The sequence below is a fragment of the Vibrio sp. MEBiC08052 genome (assembly GCF_001506075.1).
Taxonomy (GTDB): Bacteria; Pseudomonadota; Gammaproteobacteria; order Enterobacterales; family Vibrionaceae; genus Vibrio.
On the sequence record NZ_KQ947475.1, the window covers coordinates 1,788,636 to 1,813,715 of the forward strand.

General features: G+C 46.9%; 23 protein-coding genes. 9 read left to right on the forward strand and 14 right to left on the reverse strand.

The window, feature by feature from the left end:
• Positions 1-46: 46 nt before the first annotated feature.
• The 9 genes from VRK_RS07810 to VRK_RS07850 all read right to left on the reverse strand — a co-directional run bounded on the left by VRK_RS07810 (position 47) and on the right by VRK_RS07850 (position 10,060).
• On the reverse strand, positions 47-1,498 hold the full coding sequence (locus tag VRK_RS07810; RefSeq protein WP_059120845.1) for a bifunctional 2-methylcitrate dehydratase/aconitate hydratase: 1,452 nt from the start codon (positions 1,496-1,498) through the stop codon (positions 47-49).
• A 14-nt stretch (positions 1,499-1,512) separates the two neighbouring features.
• The gene (gene prpC, locus VRK_RS07815; protein WP_059120846.1) at positions 1,513-2,640 is read right to left on the reverse strand and encodes a bifunctional 2-methylcitrate synthase/citrate synthase; all 1,128 of its coding nucleotides are present in this window, start codon (positions 2,638-2,640) and stop codon (positions 1,513-1,515) included.
• Between the two features lie 105 nt (positions 2,641-2,745).
• On the reverse strand, positions 2,746-3,642 hold the full coding sequence (gene prpB / locus VRK_RS07820) for a methylisocitrate lyase (protein WP_059120847.1): 897 nt from the start codon (positions 3,640-3,642) through the stop codon (positions 2,746-2,748).
• Complete coding sequence (locus VRK_RS07825; RefSeq protein WP_157371877.1) at positions 3,639-4,337, reverse strand: GntR family transcriptional regulator; 699 nt, start codon at positions 4,335-4,337, stop codon at positions 3,639-3,641. The genes prpB and VRK_RS07825 overlap by 4 nt, the downstream gene beginning before the upstream one ends.
• A gap of 458 nt (positions 4,338-4,795) precedes the next feature.
• Positions 4,796-5,368: a GNAT family N-acetyltransferase gene (locus tag VRK_RS07830; RefSeq protein WP_059120848.1), complete on the reverse strand. Its 573-nt coding sequence runs from the start codon at positions 5,366-5,368 to the stop codon at positions 4,796-4,798.
• Between the two features lie 77 nt (positions 5,369-5,445).
• Entirely contained in the window at positions 5,446-6,993 is a 1,548-nt protein-coding gene (tyrR, locus tag VRK_RS07835; RefSeq protein WP_059120849.1) for a transcriptional regulator TyrR, read from the reverse strand.
• A gap of 171 nt (positions 6,994-7,164) precedes the next feature.
• Entirely contained in the window at positions 7,165-8,214 is a 1,050-nt protein-coding gene (locus VRK_RS07840) for a YcjF family protein (RefSeq protein ID WP_059120850.1), read from the reverse strand.
• Positions 8,211-9,593: a YcjX family GTP-binding protein gene (locus VRK_RS07845; protein WP_059120851.1), complete on the reverse strand. Its 1,383-nt coding sequence runs from the start codon at positions 9,591-9,593 to the stop codon at positions 8,211-8,213. Before VRK_RS07845 ends, VRK_RS07840 begins: the two co-directional genes overlap by 4 nt.
• A 92-nt stretch (positions 9,594-9,685) precedes the next feature.
• Complete coding sequence (locus tag VRK_RS07850) at positions 9,686-10,060, reverse strand: MmcQ/YjbR family DNA-binding protein (protein ID WP_059120852.1); 375 nt, start codon at positions 10,058-10,060, stop codon at positions 9,686-9,688.
• A gap of 135 nt (positions 10,061-10,195) precedes the next feature.
• On the opposite strand from VRK_RS07850, the gene VRK_RS07855 reads away from it, so the two are divergent.
• Positions 10,196-11,089 carry a DMT family transporter gene (locus tag VRK_RS07855; protein WP_059120853.1) on the forward strand — a complete coding sequence of 298 codons (894 nt, stop codon included), beginning with the start codon at positions 10,196-10,198 and terminating at the stop codon, positions 11,087-11,089.
• 154 nt (positions 11,090-11,243) lie between these two features.
• Complete coding sequence (locus VRK_RS07860) at positions 11,244-11,885, forward strand: SRPBCC family protein (RefSeq protein WP_059120854.1); 642 nt, start codon at positions 11,244-11,246, stop codon at positions 11,883-11,885.
• A gap of 22 nt (positions 11,886-11,907) precedes the next feature.
• Here the strand turns inward: VRK_RS07860 and VRK_RS07865 are convergent, their stop codons facing one another.
• Positions 11,908-12,096 carry a hypothetical protein gene (locus tag VRK_RS07865; protein ID WP_059120855.1) on the reverse strand — a complete coding sequence of 63 codons (189 nt, stop codon included), beginning with the start codon at positions 12,094-12,096 and terminating at the stop codon, positions 11,908-11,910.
• Positions 12,097-12,338: 242 nt separating this feature from the next.
• Here VRK_RS07865 and VRK_RS07870 point away from each other — a divergent pair, with 242 nt between their 5' ends.
• The gene (locus tag VRK_RS07870) at positions 12,339-13,046 is read left to right on the forward strand and encodes a hypothetical protein (RefSeq protein ID WP_059120856.1); all 708 of its coding nucleotides are present in this window, start codon (positions 12,339-12,341) and stop codon (positions 13,044-13,046) included.
• Between the two features lie 194 nt (positions 13,047-13,240).
• Here VRK_RS07870 and VRK_RS07875 read toward each other — a convergent pair whose 3' ends face one another.
• On the reverse strand, positions 13,241-14,755 hold the full coding sequence (locus VRK_RS07875) for a fumarate hydratase (RefSeq protein WP_059120857.1): 1,515 nt from the start codon (positions 14,753-14,755) through the stop codon (positions 13,241-13,243).
• 201 nt (positions 14,756-14,956) lie between these two features.
• Here VRK_RS07875 and pabB point away from each other — a divergent pair, with 201 nt between their 5' ends.
• The 4 genes from pabB (at position 14,957) to VRK_RS07895 (ending at position 19,140) form a co-directional block, all read left to right on the forward strand.
• Positions 14,957-16,339 (forward strand): aminodeoxychorismate synthase component I, encoded by a 1,383-nt coding sequence (gene pabB / locus VRK_RS07880; protein WP_059120858.1) that lies wholly within the window; start codon positions 14,957-14,959, stop codon positions 16,337-16,339.
• A 2-nt stretch (positions 16,340-16,341) separates the two neighbouring features.
• Positions 16,342-16,959, forward strand: coding sequence for a CoA pyrophosphatase (locus tag VRK_RS07885; RefSeq protein WP_059120859.1), 618 nt, complete (start codon positions 16,342-16,344; stop codon positions 16,957-16,959).
• A gap of 118 nt (positions 16,960-17,077) precedes the next feature.
• Entirely contained in the window at positions 17,078-17,587 is a 510-nt protein-coding gene (locus VRK_RS07890; protein WP_059120860.1) for a hypothetical protein, read from the forward strand.
• 191 nt (positions 17,588-17,778) lie between these two features.
• Positions 17,779-19,140, forward strand: a complete 1,362-nt coding sequence (locus VRK_RS07895; protein WP_059120861.1) for an L-serine ammonia-lyase — start codon at positions 17,779-17,781, stop codon at positions 19,138-19,140.
• Positions 19,141-19,255: 115 nt separating this feature from the next.
• Here the strand turns inward: VRK_RS07895 and queD are convergent, their stop codons facing one another.
• Positions 19,256-19,612: a 6-carboxytetrahydropterin synthase QueD gene (gene queD, locus VRK_RS07900; protein ID WP_059120862.1), complete on the reverse strand. Its 357-nt coding sequence runs from the start codon at positions 19,610-19,612 to the stop codon at positions 19,256-19,258.
• Positions 19,613-19,761: 149 nt separating this feature from the next.
• Entirely contained in the window at positions 19,762-21,141 is a 1,380-nt protein-coding gene (locus VRK_RS07905; RefSeq protein ID WP_059120863.1) for an L-serine ammonia-lyase, read from the reverse strand.
• A gap of 551 nt (positions 21,142-21,692) precedes the next feature.
• On the opposite strand from VRK_RS07905, the gene asnS reads away from it, so the two are divergent.
• Together asnS and VRK_RS07915 are read left to right on the forward strand one after the other, a co-directional pair.
• Entirely contained in the window at positions 21,693-23,093 is a 1,401-nt protein-coding gene (gene asnS, locus VRK_RS07910) for an asparagine--tRNA ligase (protein WP_059120864.1), read from the forward strand.
• 259 nt (positions 23,094-23,352) lie between these two features.
• The gene (locus tag VRK_RS07915; RefSeq protein WP_059120865.1) at positions 23,353-24,543 is read left to right on the forward strand and encodes an amino acid aminotransferase; all 1,191 of its coding nucleotides are present in this window, start codon (positions 23,353-23,355) and stop codon (positions 24,541-24,543) included.
• Between the two features lie 81 nt (positions 24,544-24,624).
• On the opposite strand, the gene VRK_RS07920 is transcribed toward VRK_RS07915, so the two are convergent.
• Complete coding sequence (locus VRK_RS07920; RefSeq protein ID WP_059120866.1) at positions 24,625-25,005, reverse strand: VOC family protein; 381 nt, start codon at positions 25,003-25,005, stop codon at positions 24,625-24,627.
• Positions 25,006-25,080: the final 75 nt, after the last annotated feature.

Consider the following 25,080-nt stretch of genomic DNA (forward strand, 5'->3'; position numbering starts at 1 on the left):
GTTTATTGATCACAAGTTTATTGATCACAAATTAGTTAATCACAAATTAGTTAATCACAAATAGCGCCATAAACTCATCAACCGGTGTACGCTCCAGACGTTGCTGATCCAGACACAGTGTCGTCAGTGCTTCAACACGGCCTTGAGGAAAACGAGTCTGTAAATTACGGATAAACTTCTGCTCGAGTACGGGAATCCCTTCTTCTCTGCGACGCCGATGACCGATCGGATACTCGACCTCGACTTTCTCTGTACATGAGCCATCACGGAAGAAAACCTGAATGGCATTCGCGATCGAACGTTTATCGGCTTCCAGATACTCGCGGCTATAACGGTTATCTTCCTGAATCACCATCTTGTTTCTGAGCTGATCGATGCGAGGATCGCCCTGATGAAAACCATCTTCATAGTATTCAGCCACTAAATCACCATAAAGTAATGGCACAGCCGTCATATATTGCAGACAATGATCGCGGTCTGCCGGATTTGCCAGTTCACCGACCTTGGAAATGATACGAATAGCTGATTCATGGGTGGTCAGTTCAATGCGATCAATCTCATCAATCCGATCCCGGACATGCGGATGTAATTGCACCGCACATTCAACTGCTGTCTGCGCATGGAACTCCGCCGGAAACGATATCTTGAACAGTACATTTTCCATCACATAACTGGAGAATTGTTGTGGGATATCAAATGCTTTGCCTTTGAACAGCACATCATAATATCCCCACTGCGGGGCAGAGAGAACCGTCGGGATCCCCATCTCGCCCTTCATGGTAATCATCGCCAGCCGGACCGCCCTCGATGTTGCATCTCCGGCAGCCCAAGATTTGCGGGAGCCGGCATTCGGTGCGTGGCGATACGTTCGCAGCGCACCACCATCGACCCAAGCCTGAGACAGTGCATCAATAATCTGCTGTCGGCTACCGCCAAGCATCTTCGTCACCACAGCAACCGAGGCCACACGTACCAAAAGTACATGGTCAAGTCCGACCCGGTTGAAACTATTGTGTAATGCCAGAACACCTTGAATCTCATGCGCTTTGATCATGGCGGTTAAAACATCTTTCATCACCAGCGGTGGTTTTCCCTGAGCAACGGCCACTCGACTCAGGTAATCCGCCGTCGCGAGAATACCGCCCAGATTATCAGAGGGATGGCCCCATTCTGCCGCCAGCCAAGTGTCATTGAAATCCAGCCAGCGAATCATACAGCCAATGTTAAATGCGGCCGTGACCGGATCCAGCTCATGGGAGGTGCCCGGCACCCGGGCGCCATGACGTACGGTGGTGCCCGGCACAGTGGGACCTAAATGCTTGGTACATTCAGGAAAACGTAACGCGAGCAGGCCACATCCCAGCGTGTCGATAAGGCAATTGCGCGCGGTCTGATAAGCTTCTTGTGACGTGATAGGCTGTTGATCGACATAATCGGCAATTTGCACCAGTAGTTCATCGGGTTGTTGCCGTTGATTAAAATCTACATTCTGACTCATGAGTCTGTCCTTGGTTAACGCTGTTCAATGGGAATCCAATCTTGATGTTCAGGGCCTTGATAGTCGGCACTCGGACGAATAATCCTGTTATTGTCCCGCTGCTCGAAAACATGAGCGGCCCAACCGGTCAAACGACTGATGACGAAAATCGGGGTAAAGAGTGGCGTCGGAATTCCCATAAAGTGATAAGCGGAAGCATGATAAAAGTCGGCATTACAAAACAGCCCCTTCTCCCGTTTCATGACGGCTTCTACCCGTTCTGAAACAGCGTAAAGGTGGTGATCGCCAACTTGTTGAGAAAGACGTTGCGACCACTGTTTAATCAGTGCATTCCGGGGATCACACTCTCGATATACCGCATGACCGAAGCCCATAATTTTGTCTTTGTGAGCCAGCTTTTCGAGCAGACCGCTTTCCGCTTGTTCCGGTGTTTCCCACTGGGAAATCATGGCCATCGCAGCTTCATTCGCACCGCCATGCAGCGGACCGCGAAGCGTGCCGATTGCCCCTGTAATACAGGAGTGGAGATCCGATAGCGTCGAGGCACACACCCGGGCAGTGAATGTCGAAGCATTGAATTCATGTTCAGCATACAAGATCAGGGAACAATGCATCGCTTGACGGAATTGCTCATCGGGTTCGCGGTCCAACAGCATTTTCAGAAAGTAGCCACCGATAGAGGTTTCACTGTGATCGTCGGTGTTGATTCGCACCCCATCATGGCTAAACCGATACCAGTAGCAGATGATCGCCGGGAAGCAAGCCAATAACCGTTCAGTGGCTGACAACTGCTGAGAAAAATCAGTCTCAGGCTCAAGGTTACCGAGCACCGAACACCCGGTGCGCATCACATCCATCGGATGCGTCTCTGCGGGTAAACGTTCTAAAACGTCTTTGAGTACCTGCGGTAATCCGCGTAACTGCATCAGGTGGGTCGTGTAGGCATCTAACTCTTGTTGGTTTGGCAGTCTGCCTTTGAGTAGCAGGTAAGCCACTTCTTCAAACTGCGCATGATTGGCAAGGTCTGTAATATCGTAACCCCGGTAGGTTAACCCTGTTCCGGTTTTCCCGACAGTACATAAGGCAGTCGTGCCAGCACTCTGCCCTCGCAACCCTGCACCTCCCAATTCCTTGTTTGGCATGTTGAGCTCCTTATTTCCCTGCCGCTTATCTCTGACGGATAATCATTGTCCCCGGATAGGGCATGATTCAGTCGGCCGGGTTAGTTTCACGTGATGGATATAAATTTACTGGTGCTGCTCAGAAAACAGTTGATCCAACTTATCTTCATAAGAGTGATAATTCAGATAGTCATACAATGTCTGTCTGGTCTGCATCTGTGGCAGTAACGCCTGCTGATTGCCGGTTGTGAGCAGATGCTGATACACCATTTCTGCCGCTTTATTCATGGCTCTGAATGCACTCAACGGATAAAGCACCATACTCACTCGTGCCTCGGCAAGCACGTCACAGTCATACAAAGGTGTTTGGCCGAATTCGGTGATATTCGCCAAAATCGGAATAGGTCTCCCTGCGGCTTCTTCCAGTGCTGTCGCGAACTGCTCATATTGACCTAACTCGACCATCGCTTCGGGAAAAATCATATCGGCGCCGGCTTCAACACAGGCAATCGCTCGTTCAATCGCCTTTTCCATGCCCTCTACCGCTAAAGCATCAGTTCGCGCCATAATGACAAAATCATCATCAACGCGCGCGTCCACAGCGGCCTTAATTCTATCGGCCATTTCAGCACAACTGACAATCGCTTTATTGGGTCGGTGACCGCATCTTTTTTGCAGCACTTGGTCTTCAATATGAACCGCCGCGGCCCCCGCTTTTTCCATCGCACGGATAGTTCTGGCAATGCTGAAAGCGCCGCCGAATCCAGTATCGATATCGACGAGCAACGGTAAATCACTTGCATTGGTAATCCGTTCAACGTCCACCAGCACATCATTGAGTGTGGTGATCCCTAAGTCGGGCACCCCATAAGATGCATTGGCAATACCGCCACCGGAAAGATAAATTGCCTGATGCCCGATTTGTTGCGCCATCATCGCGCAATACGGATTAATCGTGCCGACAATTTGCAGGGGTCGGTTGTGTCTGACTGCTGCTCTGAATTTTTTACCCGGACTATTCATGATTGTTCTCCCTGTTCGGACAGCATATGGACTTCAATCAGTTTCCGACTGCCCGCGATATGACGCCGCATCAACATTTCCGCCAGTTCCTCATCCCGTTCCCGTATGGCCTTCAGGATAAACTGGTGCTCCCCAAGTGCTTCTCTCGGCTGACTGTGAGCCCGAGGGGACTGATAACGAAACATGCGCAATAAATGATACAACTCATCACACAATAGCCGGATAAGTTGTTGGTTACGGCTGGCTTTGATAATGCAATAATGGAAATCGAAATCACCATGCTGATGAAAGTATGACGCACCTTCAATTTGGCTAAGATGACAAGCATGTTTTTCTAACAGTGCTTCAAGATTGCTCAACTCTGCCGGTGTGATATATCGGGCAGCAAGGCGCGCGGCCATTCCTTCGAGGGCTTCCCGCACCGCATACAGTTCAATCAATTTTTCATAAGACAGCGCAATCACTCTCGCACCGACATGCGGGATCCGCTCAATCAAGCCAAGGCCTTCCAGCCGCATCAGCGCTTCCCGTAATGGCCCCCGGCTGACCTGAAACTGACGGGCAAGATTGGGTTCGGAGATCTTACTGCCGGGCGCAATCTCTCCCTGAACAATCGCTTCAATCAAGTAATCCGTCAGATGTTCTGATTTGGTGTTGTCTTTCTCCGGCTGAATTAAATCTGTCGCTTGATCCACTGTCGTCTCTCTATTGATGAGGTCTTTTGACCGGCTCCGTATAAAAAATAGCCGATCCACTGACACGTTCGCAAGCAGATTGTTGACAATTTAGACTAATGTCTAACTATGTATTCTCGGTTTTAATATCAATATAAAATTAAATTATTTAAAAACAATCAGATAAAATAAAATCAATTTTTCATCATAAAATATTGTCAACAATCCATACTGTTCACATCGACTTTGTATGTATGTTGCAGCCATTAGTCGAGGTAAATTAGTTGAGGTAAATTGATTGAACTAAATGGAGTATATTGAATTGAATGCATCAATGAATCGCCGGTCAGACAAGCAGTCTGCAACGGCTTACAGGTTCGGGAAAATTAAGTCAGAAGAAAATGAGATAGGCTCATCGCTCAGCATATTGTTCATACCCGACTGAGCGATGATATTCATGCAATGGAGAACAACGAGAGTCAGGCTGCGGACTTGGCTCTCCAGCCAAGATTAATCAGTGAGGTCAGATAGTGATCTTCCCACTGACCATCAATCAACAGAAAATCTTTCAACTCTCCTTCATACTGAAAACCCAACCGCTTCAACACGGCTTCGCTGCGTTGATTGCGGGGCATGTATGTTGCAGAGATGCGATGCATATTCTGCGCTTCAAACATAAACCGACAAGCCATTTTTAATGCCCGGGTCATGATCCCTTTACCCTGCGCATTTTCAGCCAATGAGTAACCGACATAACAGCTGTGAACCGGAAAACGTGAAATTTGGCTAAACGAGATCGTACCAACCATTTCATTGGTAGAAATATCGAAAATCAGGAGATAGAAACCAACTGCCATCGTTTCTAATTCTCTGAGTTTAATCAGACGTTGTGCCCAACCTTGCTCAAGAAAAAATTCCTCTTCTCGTTTCGGCTCCCACGGTGTGAGGTAGCGTCGGTTAACATTGAAATACCGGGCAATCGTTCTGGCGTCATCAATCCGGGCCGAACGAATCACAATATCACCATCGACATCATAAACTTGTTTATACATAAATTACTTAGCGTCCTGTTGCTTATCGCTCCGAGAGTATCAGCCTCGCTAGAAAGGCGATAGACATCCCGAAAAGGTTAATGTTTCCGAATATCGTAATCTCGCAATTTGTTCGCAATTGAGGTATGAGATACGTTCAACCGTTTCGCCAGCTTACGACTAGAGGGGAATGACTGATAGAGTCGCTCTAACACTTTGGCTTCATAATCTTTCATGATGTCATCCAAACAGCCATCGAGATTCAACAGCCCGATCCCGCCATTGACCGCATCAACTCCCGGGAGATGGAAATAGTCGATTTTTAACTCATCGTCCGGCATCTCGGTCAATGCTCTCAGCACCATGTTATCCAACTGACGCATATTGCCGGGCCACTGATAGTGCGACAACTGTTCAATGACTGATTCATCATAGTGAGGTTTTGCCATCCCCATATGGCGCACGTGCTTGGCAATAAAGAGTTCCAGCAATGGCTGAACATCACTGGGGCGCTCACGCAATGGTGGAATCGACAGGGTCAGTACATTCAACCGATAAAACAGATCTTCACGGAATTTATCGGATTCGGCCAAGGCTGCCAGATTATGCCGCGTTGATGCGATCACCCGGACATCAACGTGAATTTCATGCTCTTCCCCGACTCGGCGGAATGTCCCATCCTGGAGAAAACGTAATAATTTAATCTGGAGGTGTGCGCTCATTTCACCGATTTCATCGAGAAACACGGTGCCACCATTGGCCTGCTCAAAAATGCCCTTATGCCCTTCACGGTGATTGAAAGATCCCGGTGCATGACCGAATAACTCGGTTTCGGCAACATCATCCGGCATCGACGCACAACTCACGACCAAGAATGGTCTCGATGAACGTTCTGAGCGATTATGGCAAGCCTTCGCCAACATTTCTTTTCCGGTACCGGTTTCGCCTTCGATCAATAAAGGTTGATCCAGCATCGCCAGCTTCTTCGCCTGATTGATGAGATGTTTGTGCCGGTTTGAAATACCGACGAAGTGTTCAAATCCCAGTTCACTATGAAGCGGTAATTGTGTGAGTTGTATTTCATGATGAAGCTGTCTGGCTCGCAGGATCACCATTGCACTGGCCAGAATCGACTCTTTTGACTCACTCTGAATGTAAACGGGCATAATCTCCAGAACATAGTCCAGACCATTAAGCACAATGTCCTCTCGCTGACGGGATTTACTCCCTTCAAGCCAACGAGAAAAGTTAAAAGCATGAACCAGTGTTGAAATCGCATGGCCGATGACTTCGTGTTGCTGCTTATTAAGCAATGATAAAGCGGCATGGTTTGCAGTATCGACAAAGCCTTTCAAATCCATCGCCAACACCGCATCCGGGAGGTTATTCAGCAGTGAAACCAACTCAGTGTTATGTCGTTCCATTGGCATGAACTGAATTTTCCGGACATCTTTCACACCGGATATCATCCGAATTTGAGCCATCAACTCACTAAACGTCGTGAAATCAATATCCGGGCAATTCAGATAAATAATCCCAGAAATATCAATTTCAATTCCTCTCAAATCGATATTTCTGGAGACCAGAATATCCAGTAGTTCCCGGGTCAACCCGAGCCGGTCTTCGCAAAAGACTTCTAGACGCACAAAAATCAACCCAAACGTGTAAGGAAAAGTTGACAGTAGTTTCTATCAACACGGAATCTCCGTCAAGTTACAAAAATGACCCGATAAAAACAGATGCACTGATATCACAATTTGATAAGCAACTTATCCGAGAATCATCTCACTGGATGTGTTGCCGACAAACATTGACCATCAAGGTGTTTTCATCAGGGCCAGTACTCTCGAAACAATCGCTTTTCTGACGCTGGTCAGTTTCGCTTTCCGTTCAGGAATCCATGGTAATGGCCGCAGTAGTGTGACGGCCTGAAGCCCTAGACGCGCGGTGAGTATCCCGACGCCCACCCCTTGTCCGGCTCTGGCGGATATTTTTCCGGCCAATCCGGCCGAAAGCAAGTCGGTTCCGGCATCAATTGCAATTTCACTGGCACCGGCAGCAGCCATATTGACGAACAGCGTCCGCAACAAACGAACCCGGGACCAGTAACCTAAACGAACACCGTATAAATCAGATAACCGATTGATCATTGCCAGATTGCGCCACGCAACCAACAGCATATCAGTCACTGCCAGCGGACTGACCGCAACCAGTGCTGCAGATTCGGTCGCATGACGGGAAATCAGCTGAATTGCTTTTTCATCGAGATGTTTCAGGACAAACACATCGAACAACGCCAGAATCTCACCATCGTTATAGGCTGTATTCAGATGCTTTTCCCATTCTGCCACATGCTGGGATTCAATCGCTGCCGCTGCACCGTTAACCAAGCCGGCCTCATTGATGATTTTACGACACAGCCCGGTTGCCTGGCCGACACTGTGTGAGTGAATCAGAGTTTCAGCTTCCGTCTGGCGAGTAAAATGTTTTCGCAATGAGCGCAATGTGAACCACTCTTTCACTAACTGGCTGAGACCAACCCCGGCAACAGCCGTCACGAGTGCTGTCCAGCCTAACGTTAACCATTCACCATTCTGATATGCCGCAACAATGGTATCTACTGCCTGCCAGCCGACTAAACCAACAAAAGCGCTGCCACTCAATCGCCAGAACCAAGGCGATTTGCTCCGGGGCCGAATCACCGTATCGAGATTGACATCTTCTGATTCCGCCAGTGACGATTGTGCGACAGGTTCAGGCGTAAATTTTTCTTCATCAAACTGCTGTTGCGCCAGCAGTGAGGCTGTTTTCTCATTTGATGATTCCAAGTCTTGCTGAAAGACTCGTTTCGGTTGATAAGGTGTCATCGCAATTTATCTCCGATTAAATATTCCAGTACCGCGTCGAGACGAATTTGAGGTATCGGTTGCCGGGGGTCAGAAATTTGTGGACGGAACTCGGTAAAATCAAAGCGTTGAGATTGCCAGAATGCCGGGGATGGGAGTTTGTCCGGGACCTCTCCGGGGAAAATTGTTACATTTTCGCCGCTGAGCGTGGTGCCTTGAATCGCATGTATGCGTCCTTCCGGTGCTGAGATATATCCGGATTGCGTCGCCTGAACAGACGCTAAAGTCATGCATTCCATCGCCACGTTTTGATAAGAGACATCCTGCCAGACCGGCTGAATCATTTGATTCAACAAATGTAACAAATGTACGTGTTGATCCGGTGTGACATGATCCGCTTTGGTGGCAGCAAACAGCACTTTATCGATTTTGGGTGCAAACAGTCGTGACAATAAACCACTCCGCCCGTACTTAAAACTTTGCAGGAGGTGCACCAAGGCGTGTTGCATATCGACAAAAGAATCATGTCCGGCATTGAGCGGGCTCAGGCAATCCACCAGCACCACCTGACGATCAAATGTGGAAAAATATTCCCGATAGAAGTTACGCACAACTTTTGACTGATACTCTTGGTAACGCGTTTTGAGCAGGTCATAGTTGGTCGTCAGTGAACGACGTGAACGATACTCCTCTGGCGGGAGACAAGGAAAAAACTGCAGAACCGGTGCACCGGCCAGCTCTCCGGGTAACACAAAACGCCCGGGTTGTACCCAGTGAAATCCTTCAGCTTTACAATGGTGCAAATAATCCGTGTACACGCTGGCAATATCTGCCAAGCGTTGCTCATCTGCTTCTGCATTCAGATCCAGCGCCCGACTCTTCTCAAGCCATCCATCAGCCATTACTTTTCTTTGTCCGCTTAACTGCTGAATCTGCTGCGCTGACCACTGTTCAAAACTCATCTCCAGAAGCGGTAAATCGAGCAACCACTCTCCCGGATAATCGATCAAATCGATATACAATGTCAGTGACTTGCCCAGTAGGCGTTTACTTCTTTTATCCGGTCGGTATTTGATGGCGACTCGTGTTTCACTGACATCCCGGGTTGGTTCCGGCCAAAAAGGAGGATGGTTCTGAATCGCTGAGATGGCCTTTTCATAATCAAAACGAGAAACCATCAGATTGCGCTGTGGAATCCGTTTGGTACCGATGATTCGCTGTTGCTGACTCGCGACCAAAAAGGGCAAATGGTGATGTGTCGAAAGATACTGAATTTGATTGAGCAGTGAGGTGATAAAAGCCGTTTTGCCGGCTCGTGATAGCCCGGTAACAGCGACTTTGATATTCGCATCCAGACCACGCTGAAGCAATTCCGAAACATCCTGACCAATCTGTCGCATTGCTACCGCCTTATTCTTTTAAGCTATTTTTTGAGTTACAGTTAGTAGCTGCAATTATATACTCAAGCTATATAAAAATGCAGCGCTGTGGCTCAGGGTGATGGGGACTGATTCAGTCCCAGCGCTCGCTGTGTCCGTTGACTCAATCCCAATGAAACGATTCGGTAAGATTCAGTAAGATAATACATCAATGCTTCATCCGTTTCGGCTGTACTTTTATCATGCTGGATCCATTTCATCCCGCGGGAAGCAAAATAAGGGGCTGGTCGATATCCCGGTTGCTCACTTAAAAAGTCAAAGTTAAGAGCCGATGTTTTAAACGTAAATGCCGACTGCCCCTCTCGGTTCAGACTCCCAATCGCGAACACCTTGCCACCGATCTTCCAAACATGAGAATTGTGCCACTGCACCACATAAGTCGTTGCCGGTAATGAACGACAGAACGCATTGTACTCATCTAAATTCATAAAAAATACATCTCACACTGAACGGCTATTCATCTTTTATAAACCAGCAAAAAGAGAGACAAATCACCCTAACCAAGCTAAAATGCGATGTCTCTCTTTCCTCCAATCTACTGACCAATATAAGCTGTTATAAAAATGAAATCATCCCAACAACCGATTTTTCCCATCGGTGTCCAATTTATGTTTCTGTCTGCTTTGGGATTTGCCCTCATGACCGCATGTGTCAAAGCCACAAATCAGTACGGGATTCCCGTTTTCGAAATCGTTGCCGCCCGAGCACTGGTTTCTCTTGTCATCAGTTATATCGATGTCAAACGTAAAAAGATTTCTCTCTGGGGCAACAATAAACCGTTGCTGTTTGCCCGAGGGGCTGTCGGTACGGTCGCACTGATTTGCATCTATTATTCTGTGACCACTCTCCCTCTGGCTGAAGCGACGATTTTACAGTATATCCATCCGGTGTTTACAGCCCTGTTAGCTGTATTTTTCTTAAAAGAAAGGGTTCAGCCGGCAACTATCATCTGTATTGTGACCTGCCTGCTCGGACTCTATTTTATCATGCAGTCAGATATATCCTCCGAATCGACTACACCGCTTCCCTTATTGAGCATCGCATTCGCTCTCATGGGTGCATTCGGCAGTTCCATCGCTTATGTGATTGTCAAAAAACTGAGCCCGACAGAAGACAGCTCAGTGATTATTTTCTATTTCCCGTTGGTTGCACTACCGATCGCTGCTTTGCTGATTGGTGATGATTTCGTCTGGCCTGATTTCAATATCACCATCTTGCTGATTTTGGTTGGTGTATTCACTCAGGTGGGCCAGTATGGACTGACCAAAGCAATGCAGACTCAGGATGCCGGCAGAGCTTCAGCATTTGCCTATGTGCAGATCGTGATTTCCGTGATCATCGGTATCGTCGTATTTGATGAAATTCCATCGGTCTGGACTTTGACCGGCGGTATTCTTATCGTCTCCGGTGCGCTGATTAATTTGTTCGGACAGCGGTTAAAACTCGCTCGGTGTTGATAGTTATCTCCGCAAAAAAGATCGGACATGTTGTGAAAAAACAATCTTATGAGGGGGATATTGATTTCCCTCTCGCTAACAGGTGATAGCACCGCTATGATGGTAAAACTAAGCTGAGGATATTCCTCAATATCATCAAGGACATCTGAACATCATGAGATTGATTGCACTGGCTGTATTGCTGCTGCTTAACCTACCCACATTTGCTTACGCAACAGAATCATCTACAGAGCAATGGTCGCTCTATAAAACACATGGTAGCGTCAAAGTATACAGCCACAAAACGACAACGAACCATATAGAAGTTAAAGCTGTCGCAATTGTTAAAGCCATTCCCGGTGCCTTAGTTGCCTTATTGCACGATGCACAACGTGGCCCCGAATGGATTGCGAACTGCCGTCAGGTCGTGATTGAAACCAAATCCGCTCATGAACGGATTATCCATGTTTATTACAGTGCCCCTTGGCCTGTTGAAGATCGGGACATGGTCATCGATTCCGTCATTCATTATGATCCGCAAGCCCAGAAATTAACGATTAGCGTACAAGACGTTGGTGATCAATATCCCCTTGAGCGGAATTATGTGCGAATGAAAGATGTGAGTGGAGAATGGCAAGCTATTCGACTGAATCACCAGCAGACGCAGATCTCGTATCAAGGTCAAGGCAGTGCTGCTGGTCATATTCCACTATGGCTGGAAAATAAACTATTGCTGAGTTCTACTTATGAAACCTTCTTAAATATGGCCACCGTCATTGAAGAAGATGTCTATCAGGTCCCGATCCCCCATTCATAAGCATCATTCACAAACCGAATCACTAGCCAAGCCATAACTGGTCATTGGCTGTCACAACTTCTGAGACAGATGCCTGCTCAGAGATCTGTTCCTGTCCCTGCGGTTCATCGTCAGCAGAAGAAAACAGATAAGTCAGCACGCCAACACTCAACATATAAATACTGGCAGTAATGATTGCGACAATTAGGATGAATTTTTTGAACCACTGCATGGTTGTTCTCGTAAAATTGAATGGGTAGCAAACCATACCAAACTGGATAAAAATTGAAAGTATTTCATCATTCCACAAGACGGCACATCGCAGATTTTATAAAGCCGCTGTCACAATCTGTCACATGACTAACGATAAGCGCTACATTTCACTGATGTTTTTCATTTTATAATAAAAACACATAACTCAATGTTTTTTATTCGCCAAATTACGAAACAATTATTTAATGGAAAACAATAATAATGAAAAAAGTAATTTACAGTACCATGCTGATGGTATCACTCGGTGGCTGCGGTGGCTCTGACGGTGGTTCAAACCCCCTTGTCAATTACCAATCCAATGGATTAGGGTTCAGTGATATTACCAATGGCTTTGATATCTCCGTTCACTTGTATAATCAGTTGAATGAAGACCAGATAGAAAAAGAACATGCCACGGTCACATTCGACATTAACAATAATTCCACATTCGATGACGGTGACATTCGGATTAAAGTCGGCAATACATCAGGCATCCCCAATGTTTACTATGAGACAGGCTGGACTGTCGGTGACTTTATTGTCGAATATAACAAAGCCGGGACTATCTTATCTGTTCGGCCAAACAGCGGGGTCATTGTTGGCGGGAATAATATTCTGACCAACGATATTGGCTCAGTCTCCTACCGACTCACCACATTCAACGATACGTTTGTCAGTAATCATCTGATATTCAGGATCAATCGAGCCTTTACTTCAAGCGATGCGGATGCCCCGCTGATCAAACAAAGTCTGAATAATATTTCCAGTGCGACCCCATTTAATATTGAATTCAGTGATGGCGTCAGCAGTGCAGACTATATTCCCGGTAAAGACGTATTCAGCCAAGGCACATTTAGCGATAACAAAAATGATTACACTGGCAATAATAATCAAGTGGATCTGAAATCAATCAATATCAGCAACATCTAATCATTGGTTATCAGCGCAACGGAGATACGCGCTTTATTAGCAACAGTGCGAGTCACATAGAGTGAGCAACAGATTATTCACAACAACAACGATTCAATGATTAATGATTCCGATGTCAGTCATCCCCCCATCGGAATAAGCCCCAAAAACAAAAGCCTCTGAATAGAGGCTTTTGTTTAATTAGCGCAAAGCGTTTATTTTTCGGCTTCTGCGATTTTCACTTTCCAGACATCCGGGCCGGTCTGGTGCGCGTTGACACCATGAGAATCAACCGCCACAGTCACCGGCATATCTTCGACTTCAAATTCGTAGATAGCTTCCATCCCCAGATCTTCAAATGCCACAACACGGGCTTTCTTAATCGCTTTTGCAACCAAATAAGCTGCACCACCGACAGCCATCAGATAAACCGCCTGATGGTTTTTAATCGATTCAACCGTAGCAGCACCGCGCTCAGCTTTACCAATCATGCCCATCACACCGACATCGTCAAGCATCATGTCGGTGAACTTGTCCATGCGCGTTGATGTTGTCGGACCTGCAGGACCAACGACTTCATCACCGACGGCATCAACCGGCCCGACGTAATAGATAAACTTGCCTTTCAGATCTACACCTTCAGGTAAACCTTCACCATTGTTTAGCATGGTTTGGATACGTTTATGGGCTGCATCGCGTCCGGTCAGGATTTTGCCTGACAAGAGCAGGGTTTCACCGGTCTTCCATTGACGGACATCTTCTTTGGTCACCTGATCGAGATTGACACGACGGGTGTTCTCGCCCGCTTCCCAAGTGATATCCGGCCAGTCTTCCAGTTTTGGCGGCACAAACTCAGCCGGCCCGTTACCATTCAGTGTAAAATGAATATGACGGGTTGCTGCACAGTTCGGGATCAGGCAGACAGGCTTCGATGCAGCATGAGTCGGCGCGGTTTTGATCTTCACATCAACCACAGTGGTTAAACCACCCAGCCCTTGAGCACCAATCCCCAAGCGATTCACTCGGTTGAAGATATCCAGACGCAACTCTTCTTCGGCATTTTGCGGGCCGCGATCAATCAGGTCTTGAATATCGATATGTTCCATCAAAGATTCTTTTGCCAGTACCGCGGCTTTTTCTGCCGTACCACCGATACCGATGCCCAGCATCCCCGGCGGACACCAGCCAGCCCCCATCGCTGGTAATGTTTTTTCGACCCACTCCGCAATATCGTCTGACGGATTGAGCATTACCATTTTAGTTTTGTTTTCAGAGCCGCCCCCTTTGGCCGCAATCTGAATTTCAACCTGATCACCGGGAACCATGTTGATATGAACGACAGCCGGCGTGTTGTCACGGCTATTAATCCGTTTCCCCGCAGGATCGTGCAGGACTGATGCCCGAAGTGGGTTTTCCGGATTGGTATATGCCTGACGAACACCTTCATCAACCATTTCCTGTACCGTCATATCCCCTTCCCACTGAACATTCATACCGATATTGACAAAACAAGTCACGATACCGGTGTCCTGACAGATCGGACGGTGTCCTTCGGCAGACATACGAGAGTTAATCAGGATTTGGGCGATCGCATCTTTCGCGGCCTGACTTTCTTCGCGGTCATAGGCTTTCTTTAATGCCTGAACAAAATCAAGCGGATGGTAATAAGAGATATACTGAAGCGCATCAGCCACACTACTGATAACATCTTCTTTCCGAATTAGCGTCATTGCTTACCTCATTATGTTTATGCTTCCGGAGTTATTTCAGACGACAGACAATCTAACTGCAGCGCGTCAAAAACTGTCATTTACCGGAGATTTCACGGGCTTATATTACTTATAGTCATTGCTTTTTATGATACTCTTGGTTACACCAACAAGCTATGCGACGATTGGACTTTTCGTCACAGTTTATACAAATGAACAGCCATGAAGAATGCCACTGACCGATACATTGAACACAAATCACTCACATATCATCCTCGGCTCGCCATTGAGTATTTCTCTCGCATTGAAAACCTGCCTTGGTCGATGCTGTTGCGTTCTCCGGCGGAACATACCGACAGCCGCTATGATATCCTTGTTGCTCAGCCCGTTGTCACGCTGAAAACACAAGGTACCATCACTCACATTCAAACAAGTGACAGTCAAGCCACATCACCCGACGATCCATTTGAACTCCTGATTCGCTACCAAAATCAATACACCCCAGCCCTTGATGAGATCAGCACATATCCTTTTGTCGGCGGTGCACTTGGCTATTTTGCTTATGATTTGGGACGACGGATTGAAAATTTACCCGCACAAGCAGCACAAGATATTCCGCTGCCAGAAATGGCGGTTGGGATTTATACTTGGGCATTGGTTGTCGATCATCGTCAGCAAACGGCAGCATTGGTCGGAGTCGGGATCGACGCTGCGGAACAATGGCTCATAACACAACAAGCGGTTGAACAGCCCACGTTTCGTTTGACATCAGAGTGGCAAGCGAACATGACTCAAAACGAATACCGGGATAAGATCAACGCCATTCATGACTATCTGCATGCCGGAGACTGCTATCAAGTCAACTTGACTCAGCGTTTTCAAGCTGGCTATACCGGCAGTGAATGGCAAGCCTATCAACAATTGGAAAATGAAAACCGCGCCCCGTTTTCTGCTTATCTGCGAATCGAGGAAGGTGTGATTTTAAGTATCTCTCCGGAGCGCTTTCTGCAATATAAAGCACCGATTATTGAAACAAAGCCCATTAAAGGCACGATGCCGCGTAGCGCAGATCACTGCCTTGACCGGCAGTATGCACAAACATTAGCCGCATCGGAAAAGGATCAGTCCGAGAATCTGATGATTGTCGACTTATTGCGCAATGATATCGGCCGGGTGGCAAAACCCGGTAGTGTCCATGTCCCTCAATTATTTGCGATTGAAAGTTTTCCGGCGGTTCACCATTTAGTCAGCACTATCCAAGCAGAGTTAGAAACTCATTACACTTCAGCAGATTTGCTGCGAGCCTGCTTCCCGGGGGGATCAATTACCGGCGCCCCGAAAATTCGGGCAATGGAAATTATTGAAGAACTGGAACCCCAGCGCAGAAGTGTTTATTGCGGGAGTATCGGCTATATCAGTCGCGATGGTCAGATGGACACCAGTATTACGATTCGGACCCTGATTGCCACGAAGCAACAGCTCTATGTCTGGGCCGGTGGCGGTATCGTCGCCGATAGTGAGTGTGACAGCGAATATCAGGAAACATTTGATAAACTAAGTCGCATATTACCGATATTATCATCAAATCAGCCACAACGAGACTGAAGATGCACCTGACCCGAGCAACGATATTAAGAGACTTTCAACTCCGTCAGCCCAGCGACTATGCCTCGGAATCATTGTCGCAAACCAAACATCTTAGTGAGCAAAACTTACGCCAAGCTGCGGTATTGGTTGCTTTTGTTGAACGGTCAACGGGGTTGAATGTTATCTTTACCAAACGTGCAGCGCATCTGAAACATCATCCGGGGCAGGTCAGTTTTCCCGGTGGCAAATGTGAACGATGGGATACATCCGTCTACGCGACGGCGATTCGAGAAGCAACCGAAGAGATTGGTCTGACTCAGCAACAGGTTGAATTAATCGGCTGTCTGCCGGCATTAAAAACCGTCAGTCGCTTTTCCGTAACACCGGTCGTGGCATTTGCCTCTCCCCACTATCAAGTCACCATGGATCCCAATGAAGTTGCAGAAGTATTTGAAGTGCCCGCAGATTACTTACTCCATCCCCGTAATCTGCATCATGCTACCTTTGTCCTGAAAAATGCCCGCCACCAGGTATTTGCGATCCCTTATCAACGGCATTTTATCTGGGGTGCAACTGCTCAGATCGTTCACGCCTTACAACAACAGATCAATGCGCAAGCCTATCATTCAGAAACATAGTAGCAATTGAGCGTGAAATGTAGTATAAGCTGATGCACATCAACAACTTACCTATCACAATTTTATCCTCTGAATATAGGATTGAACTCATTTTATCCAGATAGTTGGAAATCTCCCCATGAACAAAAAATATTTTTTACTGCTCCCGTTATGTTTGGCCCCCTTCTATGCCAGCGCAGCCGCAGAAAAAGGCACCTATTACATGGGATATCTCCATGAAGATATCAACCAAGGCGGTGTTTTTGAACTTGGTGTCCGTGTCCCTACCTCCCAGTTTACAGAATTCAATGTTGCCGCGATGTGGTTTGCCCACGATCAAAATCTTTACGAAGGGATTAACGCCGGATTTCATCTGACAACTGGTACACCCGTTTTAAAAGGCTATATGGGGGCTGGCTTGTTTTCCGGACAAAATAAAATGTGCGATAAACAATATAGCAATGTAAACAATCGTTATGATTATACCAATTGCGATTCAGACCTAACGGTCGGGGTTTATCCTGAAATCGGGGTTGAACTGTCACTTTTCCGGCTGAAACTGGCAACCTACGCCCGCTACTATAAAACAGCAAACAGCGGCAAGAACGAATATCGGATGTATGGCGCATATCTCGGGCTCAGTTTTTAGCACTTTGAGGCCGTTCATATATCCTAAAAATAACCGTAGATTAAGCAGATTATCAGTTGTGTAGACGGGGGGAGTCATGTACTCTCCTCCGCAATTTCATCCTGCTCAGACGAAATCACTGACTGTCATGCGGGATGAAATCATTATTTGCTGTTATTTATTGATATAAGCTGTTTGTGAGTACGCCATCTATGATTAGTGTTTTTGACATTTTTAAAATCGGCATAGGGCCATCAAGCTCTCATACGGTAGGGCCAATGAAGGCCGGGAAACAGTTCATTGACGAGCTATACCAGAAAGCAATTTTACCCAATGTGACCAAGATTACGGTTGATGTTTACGGCTCTCTGTCGCTGACAGGGAAAGGCCACCAAACCGATACCGCGACCATTCTCGGGCTGGCTGGCTATAGCCCTGAATCGGTAGAAATCGATCAGATTCCTCATTTTATCCGTCAGGTCGAACAGACGGAAAAACTCCCTATCATCTGCTATGACCATCAGGTCGATTTCCTCAAAGCAGACGGGATGACGTTTCATACCAGTAATCTGTCTCTGCACGAGAACGGGATGAAAATCCACGCTTGGCAGAACGATGAACGACTCTACTCCAAGACATATTATTCAATCGGCGGTGGATTCATTGTCGATGAAGAAAACTTTGGTCTGTCGATCGAATCATCTGATGAAGTTCCCTACCCTTATATCAGTGCCTCAGAATTAGTCACTCAGTGCCGTGAATCGGGCTTATCCATCAGTACACTGGTGTTAGAAAATGAAAAAGCACTGCGGACCGAAGAAGAGATTCATGCGCATCTGAGCAAAGTCTGGCAGACCATGAAAGACTGTATCGCCAGAGGTATGAAAACCGAAGGGATTCTGCCCGGGCCATTACGCGTGCCTCGCCGTTCAGCCGCGCTCAACCAGCAACTTCAAACATCTGAACGGACGTCGAACGATCCGATGGCGGTCATTGACTGGGTGAACATGTATGCGTTTGCCGTCAATGAAGAAAACGCTGCCGGTGGGCGCGTCGTTACCGCCCCAACCAATGGTGCTTGCGGTATCGTCCCTGCGGTACTGGCCTACTACGATAAGTTTATTCAGACGGTACATGAGCAAGATTATATTCGCTATCTGGCAACCACCGGTGCAATCGGCGGGCTCTACAAACGCAATGCATCGATCTCAGGTGCAGAAGTCGGTTGCCAAGGCGAAGTCGGTGTGGCTTGTTCTATGGCCGCAGCTGGTCTGGCTGAGCTATTGGGCGGGAGTCCGGAACAAGTGTGTATGGCTGCGGAAATAGCTATGGAGCATAACCTCGGTTTGACTTGTGATCCGGTGGCCGGTCAGGTTCAGGTCCCCTGTATTGAAAGAAACGGGATTGCCGCGGTGAAAGCCATCAATGCCACGCGGATGGCATTGCGACGTTCTTCTGCCCCCCGGGTTTCTCTCGATAAGGTCATCGAAACCATGCTCGAAACCGGCAAAGATATGAACGCGAAATATCGTGAGACTTCACAAGGTGGCCTAGCAGTCAAAGTGACTTGCTAGAAGCTGTTGCGAAACTGAGCTGAACATATTTGGGTACCAACCAAAACGCCCTTCATGATGAAGGGCGCTTTTTTAGTCTGCGTCACTGTGATCAGGCCGCTTACTCATTCTGTGGTTATTCACCGCGATAGACACACCCTGCCGTGCAGGTTTCTTTCACTTCAATTTGACTAAGCAATGGCAGGTTCGGCTTCAGCTCATGCCAGATCCACCGTGCCAGCACTTCACTGGTCGGGTTTTCTAATCCTTCAATCTCATTCAGATAATAGTGGTCGAGGCGTTGGTAAATGGGTTTAAATGCAGCCTTAATCTCTGCAAAATCAATCACCCAACCCGTTTGAGGATCAACCTCTCCCTCCACGGAAACTCGGACCAGAAAAGAGTGCCCATGAAGACGCCCACATTTGTGGCCTTCAGGAACATAAGGCAGATGATGGGCGGCTTCAAATGTAAACTCTTTATATATGATCATCTTAAACTCTATAAATATCAATAACTTAAAATAAAAACAAACAAGTTATTATACGCGAAAACGCGCTATTGTCACATGCTAAGTTGATCAAACTAATATAATCGTCAGTTGATGCAGTTAACGGCTCGAAGCGCGCACGCGCAACTGGTTTAACAGTCTACTGCGTTGACCGCCAATCCGCCGCGAGATGTTTCTTTATATTTATCCTGCATATCCCGTCCCGTATCTCTCATCGTGCGGATCACTTTATCAAGAGAAATAAAATGCTCTCCATTACCACGTAACGCCATATTGGCAGCATTGATGGATTTCACCGCTGCAATTGCGTTTCGTTCAATGCAAGGGACTTGAACCAACCCTCCTACGGGATCACAGGTTAACCCCAAATTATGCTCCAGTGCGATTTCAGCCGCATTTTCAACCTGCCCCGGGGTACCGCCAAGCACTTCTGTCAATCCAGCGGCAGCCATGGCACTGGCAGAGCCGACTTCACCCTGACATCCAACTTCAGCACCGGATATCGAGGCATTCATTTTACACAAAGCCCCAATCGCACTGGCCGCCAGAAAATATTTATTGATATCTTCCGCTTTGGCCTTCGGATGAAAACGCATGTGATACATCAATACTGCAGGCATAATTCCCGCCGCACCATTGGTCGGTGCCGTCACCATCCGCCCACCGGCAGCATTTTCCTCATTCACCGCCAGCGCATAAAGATTGACCCAGTCCATACCACTCAATGAGGTGTATATCACGTTGTCGTCGCTGGATTGAATCAAAGAGCGATACAGAGAAGCCGCTCGTCTCTTCACCTGTAGTCCTCCGGGTAGAATCCCCTCTTGTTCAATGCCGCTGGCAATACATTCCTGCATGACTTGCCACAGTTGAGCAATCCCGGCTTCGATCTCCGGTATCGTCCGCCAAATTTGCTCGTTTTTCATCACCAATTCACTAATCCGCAACTTGTGTTTCTGGCAAATCTCAAGTAACTCTTTCGCGCTCGTAAACTCATAAGGGAGTTCAATCTGTGGTATGACATATTCCGTTTTCTGAATGGATGCTTCATCCAGCACAAACCCACCTCCTATCGAATAATAAGTATTATCGATCACAACTGTACTATCAGCCCCGTAAGCAGCCAGATACATTGCGTTGGGGTGATACGGTAAAACTTCATCAACGAACAGTAAATCGGTATGCCAGTCGAAAGAAATCGTCTTTTGTTTTGCCAGCCGTAACATGCCTGTATCTATCGTCTTCTGGATTGTCGGCTCAATCACTGAGGGATCAATGGTGTCCGGCTGATATCCCATCAGCCCCATCACAGCAGCCTTATCGGTGCCGTGCCCGACACCCGTTGCACTGAGCGAGCCGTATAATTTTATTTCAATCCGCTCGACACTGGTCAACAATTGCTGACTCACCAGTGCTTCAGCAAAAAGACTGGCGGCCCGCATGGGACCGACGGTATGGGAACTGGACGGTCCAATACCAATTTTAAACAGATCAAATACGCTGATACTCATGACTCGCTCCTACAAAAATCCGTTTCTTGTTTTATGCTGAATTATTAGTGGTTCAGACCATGAAGACATGCTGACCACGAATGTCGATGAGAAAAAGATAAAGAGAACCGATAATTGGTTCCCCTTATCATTACTTTATAGCAGAGCGTTGGGCATCTTGCTGCCTCAGCACACTGGCATACATGTGCATTCGTCTATTCACATGCATAGAAAATGAAGTGTTTTAAATGCCTCACCAATATCGATTTGCGACATAGTGGTGAATAAAAAATGAGGATGAAAATGATGACTCAGGCATCGTCAGTCTGTCGCTTCCCCGTTTCAATTGAACAAAGTTCAATCATCACGGTGCAAGATGTCTTAAAAACGTCGTCAATGGATACACTTCTCCGGCTTTCTTCACGCTAAACCATTCAAGAGTCATTGATTTTAGTGTATTGTTAAGCTTTATTGATGCTGGGGAAAGATGACGGTCAGAGACCGCCCCCAACACTTTCGGCATAATTTTTTGATTTGTAATAATTAATTGACTAAAGGATACCAACACTACTATGACGTACGCGCCTGTTGTTGACGTATTAAGCGGCAAGCTCGCGGTTGACAGTGAAGTTACTGTCCGCGGCTGGATCCGTACACGTCGTGATTCCAAAGCCGGAATTTCGTTTCTTGCCATTTATGACGGCTCTTGTTTCGACCCGATTCAGGCCGTGGTCCCGAATAATCTCAATAATTACAATGAAGAAGTGTTAAAGCTGACAACTGGTTGTTCTGTCGAAGTAACCGGCACAATCGTCGCGTCTCCGGCACAAGGTCAGGACTTTGAGCTGGCGGCAACAGCGGTCAAAGTTGTCGGATGGGTCGAAGATGCGGATACTTATCCGATGGCGAAAACCCGTCACTCAATTGAGTACCTGCGTGAAGTTGCTCACCTGCGCCCACGTACCAATGTGATTGGTGCGGTTGCCCGGGTGCGTAACTGTCTTTCTCAGGCTATTCACCGTTTTTATCATGAGCAGGGATTTTTCTGGGTTTCAACGCCACTGATCACAGCCGCTGACTGTGAAGGTGCCGGTGAAATGTTCCGCGTTTCAACGCTGGATCTGACCAACCTGCCGCTAACTGAACAAGGTAATGTGGACTTTAGTGAAGATTTCTTCGGTAAAGAGACATTCTTGACCGTTTCAGGTCAGTTAAACGGTGAAACCTACGCTTGTGCCCTGAGCAAAATTTACACGTTCGGTCCGACATTCCGAGCAGAAAACTCCAATACCAGCCGCCACTTAGCGGAGTTCTGGATGGTGGAGCCAGAGGTTGCATTTGCCGAACTGGACGACATCGCCAAACTTGCTGAAGATATGCTCAAGTACGTTTTTAAAGCCGTACTTGAAGAGCGTCGTGATGATCTGGAATTTTTTGCCCAAAGAATCGATAAAGATGTGATTAACCGTCTGGAAAACTTTGTTGAGTCAGATTTCGCACAAGTTGATTACACTGATGCGATTCAAATTCTGCTTGATTCCGGTAAAGAATTTGAGTTCCCGGTTGAGTGGGGCATCGATATGTCTTCAGAACATGAACGCTACCTCGCTGAAGAGCACTTTAAAGCACCGGTTGTGGTGAAAAACTATCCGAAAGATATCAAAGCATTTTATATGCGGATGAACGAGGACGGTAAAACTGTTGCCGCGATGGATGTACTCGCGCCGGGAATCGGTGAAATTATCGGAGGCTCTCAGCGTGAAGAACGTTTGAACATCCTTGACCAACGGATGCTCGATATGGGGATCGAACCGGAAAGCATGAACTGGTATCGTGACTTGCGCCGCTATGGCACCGTCCCGCATTCAGGATTCGGACTCGGCTTCGAACGGTTAGTCTCTTATGTCACAGGGATGGGTAACATCCGTGATGTAATTCCATTCCCGAGAACACCACGTTCAGCTAACTTCTAAGTGAAGTACCAGTTTACAGGTCTTAATGCCATCGTTTACGGTGGCATTTTTTTATTGTTCCCCCCTTCATGATTTCTGATGACTATATGCCGAAAGGCCGTTTTCCATGCGCGTGAAACAGAATAAAAAATTATTTACTTTTTTCATCGTGTGACGGTTGTAACAAGATAGCCATAGAGGTATAAATAATTGCATTACGATGTCACGAAACTGGCATAAAAATTCACCATTTCCTTTCAATTTTACACGGATGAAAAACATGTTTGAAAAAGTTGTCGCAGCACCGGCTGATCCTATTCTCGGACTCACTGAAGAGTTCAAAAGCGATCCCCGTTCAGAAAAAATTAATCTCGGGGTCGGGATCTATAAAGATGAGTCCGGTCAGACGCCGATCCTCGCGACAGTAAAAAAAGCAGAAGCCATACTGCTCGAATCAGAAAAAACAAAATCTTATCTCACCATTGAAGGAATGGCTGATTATGCACTGGCAGTGCAAAAACTACTGTTTGGGGTCGATGCGGAAATTGTCACCAGCCAAAGAGCCAAAACCTCTCAGGCACCGGGCGGAACCGGCGCACTCCGTGTCGCCGGTGAATTCATCAAACTTCATTTAAGCAGCTCTAAAATTTGGATCAGCAATCCAACTTGGGCTAACCATAACGGGGTCTTTAAGGCTGCCGGCCTCGAAGTCGCGCAATACAGCTACTACAACGCGGAAACCAAAGACAAAGATTTTTCAGCGATGGTTGCCGACCTGCAAGGTGCAGAAGCTGGCGATATCGTTTTATTACATGGTTGCTGCCATAACCCGACTGGTATCGACCCGACAGCTGAAGAGTGGGAAACCCTCGCTAAACTTGTCGCAGAGAAAGGACTGATTCCTCTTTTCGATTTTGCTTATCAAGGCTTTGCCAAAGGGGTTGAAGAAGATGCCGCTGGTCTGCGTGTCTTTGCCCGTTACAATCAAGAGCTACTTGTCGCCAGCTCGTTTTCGAAAAATTTCGGCCTGTATAACGAACGGGTCGGAGCATTCACGCTGGTGGCAGAATCTAAAGAGATTGCAACGACTGCATTTTCTCAAGTGAAAAGTATTATCCGCTCAATCTACTCTAACCCACCCGCTCACGGTGCTGCGGTCGTTACCACAATTCTGAACCATCCGGAACTCTATGCTGAGTGGATTCAGGAAGTGGCAGAAATGCGAGATCGCATTCAGGAAATGCGTGATCTGTTTGTTGCGACATTGAAAGAACAAGGCGTTGAGCAAGACTTCAGTTTTATTGCCCGTCAAAACGGTATGTTCTCATTCTCAGGCCTAAACCCTGAACAAGTGGCACAGCTAAAAAATGAGTTTGGTATTTATATTGTCGGATCCGGACGCATTAGTGTTGCCGGTATGACGAAGAGCAACATGTTGCCACTGTGTAAAGCGATCGCTGCGGTACTTTAATTTATAAATTTATTTTTGTGAAATCACTGAATATTCATCCCGGTATATCCGGGATGAATTGTATTGGTCGGTTTGATCTGATTAAGAAATATGATGAACCGCACAAAGTTTATTGCCTGCCGGATCCCGTAGATAGGCTAAATATAATTCCCGATTGGGATAGGCACGAATACCCGGAGGATCCTCACATGTTACCCCACCATTTTCGATTCCCGCTTGATGCCACACATTTGCAAGTTCCGGGCTCGCGGCTTTAAAACCGATGGTCATACCATTCCCCGGTGTTGCTTCCTTACCATTAATCGGTGGTGTGACGATCAGAACTCCCTCAGAATTTGCATAAATACAGCGACCTTTCTCATCAATCACCCCTGCCGGGTAATCCAGAACTGCCAAAATTGCATCATAAAACGTTTTTGATTTTTCAATATCGTTTGAACCAACGACGATGTGACTAAACATGGTGTATCCTTTTATGACTAGAGTTCGATTTATCTTGCTACAAGGATATCCACCTGTCTAGAAATGTTCTCACAA

Excerpts from the sequence above, each read along its gene's own strand:
- VRK_RS07865 (WP_059120855.1), bottom strand. The coding sequence starts at position 12,096 with ATGCAGTGGTTCAAAAAATTCATCCTAATTGTCGCAATCATTACTGCC.
- prpB (WP_059120847.1), bottom strand. The coding sequence starts at position 3,642 with ATGAATAGTCCGGGTAAAAAATTCAGAGCAGCAGTCAGACACAACCGA.
- VRK_RS07845 (WP_059120851.1), bottom strand. The coding sequence starts at position 9,593 with ATGCGACAGATTGGTCAGGATGTTTCGGAATTGCTTCAGCGTGGTCTG.
- VRK_RS07920 (WP_059120866.1), bottom strand. The coding sequence starts at position 25,005 with ATGTTTAGTCACATCGTCGTTGGTTCAAACGATATTGAAAAATCAAAA.
- VRK_RS07850 (WP_059120852.1), bottom strand. The coding sequence starts at position 10,060 with ATGAATTTAGATGAGTACAATGCGTTCTGTCGTTCATTACCGGCAACG.
- prpC (WP_059120846.1), bottom strand. The coding sequence starts at position 2,640 with ATGCCAAACAAGGAATTGGGAGGTGCAGGGTTGCGAGGGCAGAGTGCT.
- VRK_RS07915 (WP_059120865.1), top strand. The coding sequence starts at position 23,353 with ATGTTTGAAAAAGTTGTCGCAGCACCGGCTGATCCTATTCTCGGACTC.
- pabB (WP_059120858.1), top strand. The coding sequence starts at position 14,957 with ATGAAGAATGCCACTGACCGATACATTGAACACAAATCACTCACATAT.
- VRK_RS07895 (WP_059120861.1), top strand. The coding sequence starts at position 17,779 with ATGATTAGTGTTTTTGACATTTTTAAAATCGGCATAGGGCCATCAAGC.
- queD (WP_059120862.1), bottom strand. The coding sequence starts at position 19,612 with ATGATCATATATAAAGAGTTTACATTTGAAGCCGCCCATCATCTGCCT.
- VRK_RS07875 (WP_059120857.1), bottom strand. The coding sequence starts at position 14,755 with ATGACGCTAATTCGGAAAGAAGATGTTATCAGTAGTGTGGCTGATGCG.
- VRK_RS07860 (WP_059120854.1), top strand. The coding sequence starts at position 11,244 with ATGAGATTGATTGCACTGGCTGTATTGCTGCTGCTTAACCTACCCACA.
- VRK_RS07905 (WP_059120863.1), bottom strand. The coding sequence starts at position 21,141 with ATGAGTATCAGCGTATTTGATCTGTTTAAAATTGGTATTGGACCGTCC.
- VRK_RS07890 (WP_059120860.1), top strand. The coding sequence starts at position 17,078 with ATGAACAAAAAATATTTTTTACTGCTCCCGTTATGTTTGGCCCCCTTC.
- VRK_RS07810 (WP_059120845.1), bottom strand. The coding sequence starts at position 1,498 with ATGAGTCAGAATGTAGATTTTAATCAACGGCAACAACCCGATGAACTA.
- VRK_RS07855 (WP_059120853.1), top strand. The coding sequence starts at position 10,196 with ATGAAATCATCCCAACAACCGATTTTTCCCATCGGTGTCCAATTTATG.
- VRK_RS07840 (WP_059120850.1), bottom strand. The coding sequence starts at position 8,214 with ATGACACCTTATCAACCGAAACGAGTCTTTCAGCAAGACTTGGAATCA.
- VRK_RS07830 (WP_059120848.1), bottom strand. The coding sequence starts at position 5,368 with ATGTATAAACAAGTTTATGATGTCGATGGTGATATTGTGATTCGTTCG.
- VRK_RS07885 (WP_059120859.1), top strand. The coding sequence starts at position 16,342 with ATGCACCTGACCCGAGCAACGATATTAAGAGACTTTCAACTCCGTCAG.
- VRK_RS07870 (WP_059120856.1), top strand. The coding sequence starts at position 12,339 with ATGAAAAAAGTAATTTACAGTACCATGCTGATGGTATCACTCGGTGGC.
- asnS (WP_059120864.1), top strand. The coding sequence starts at position 21,693 with ATGACGTACGCGCCTGTTGTTGACGTATTAAGCGGCAAGCTCGCGGTT.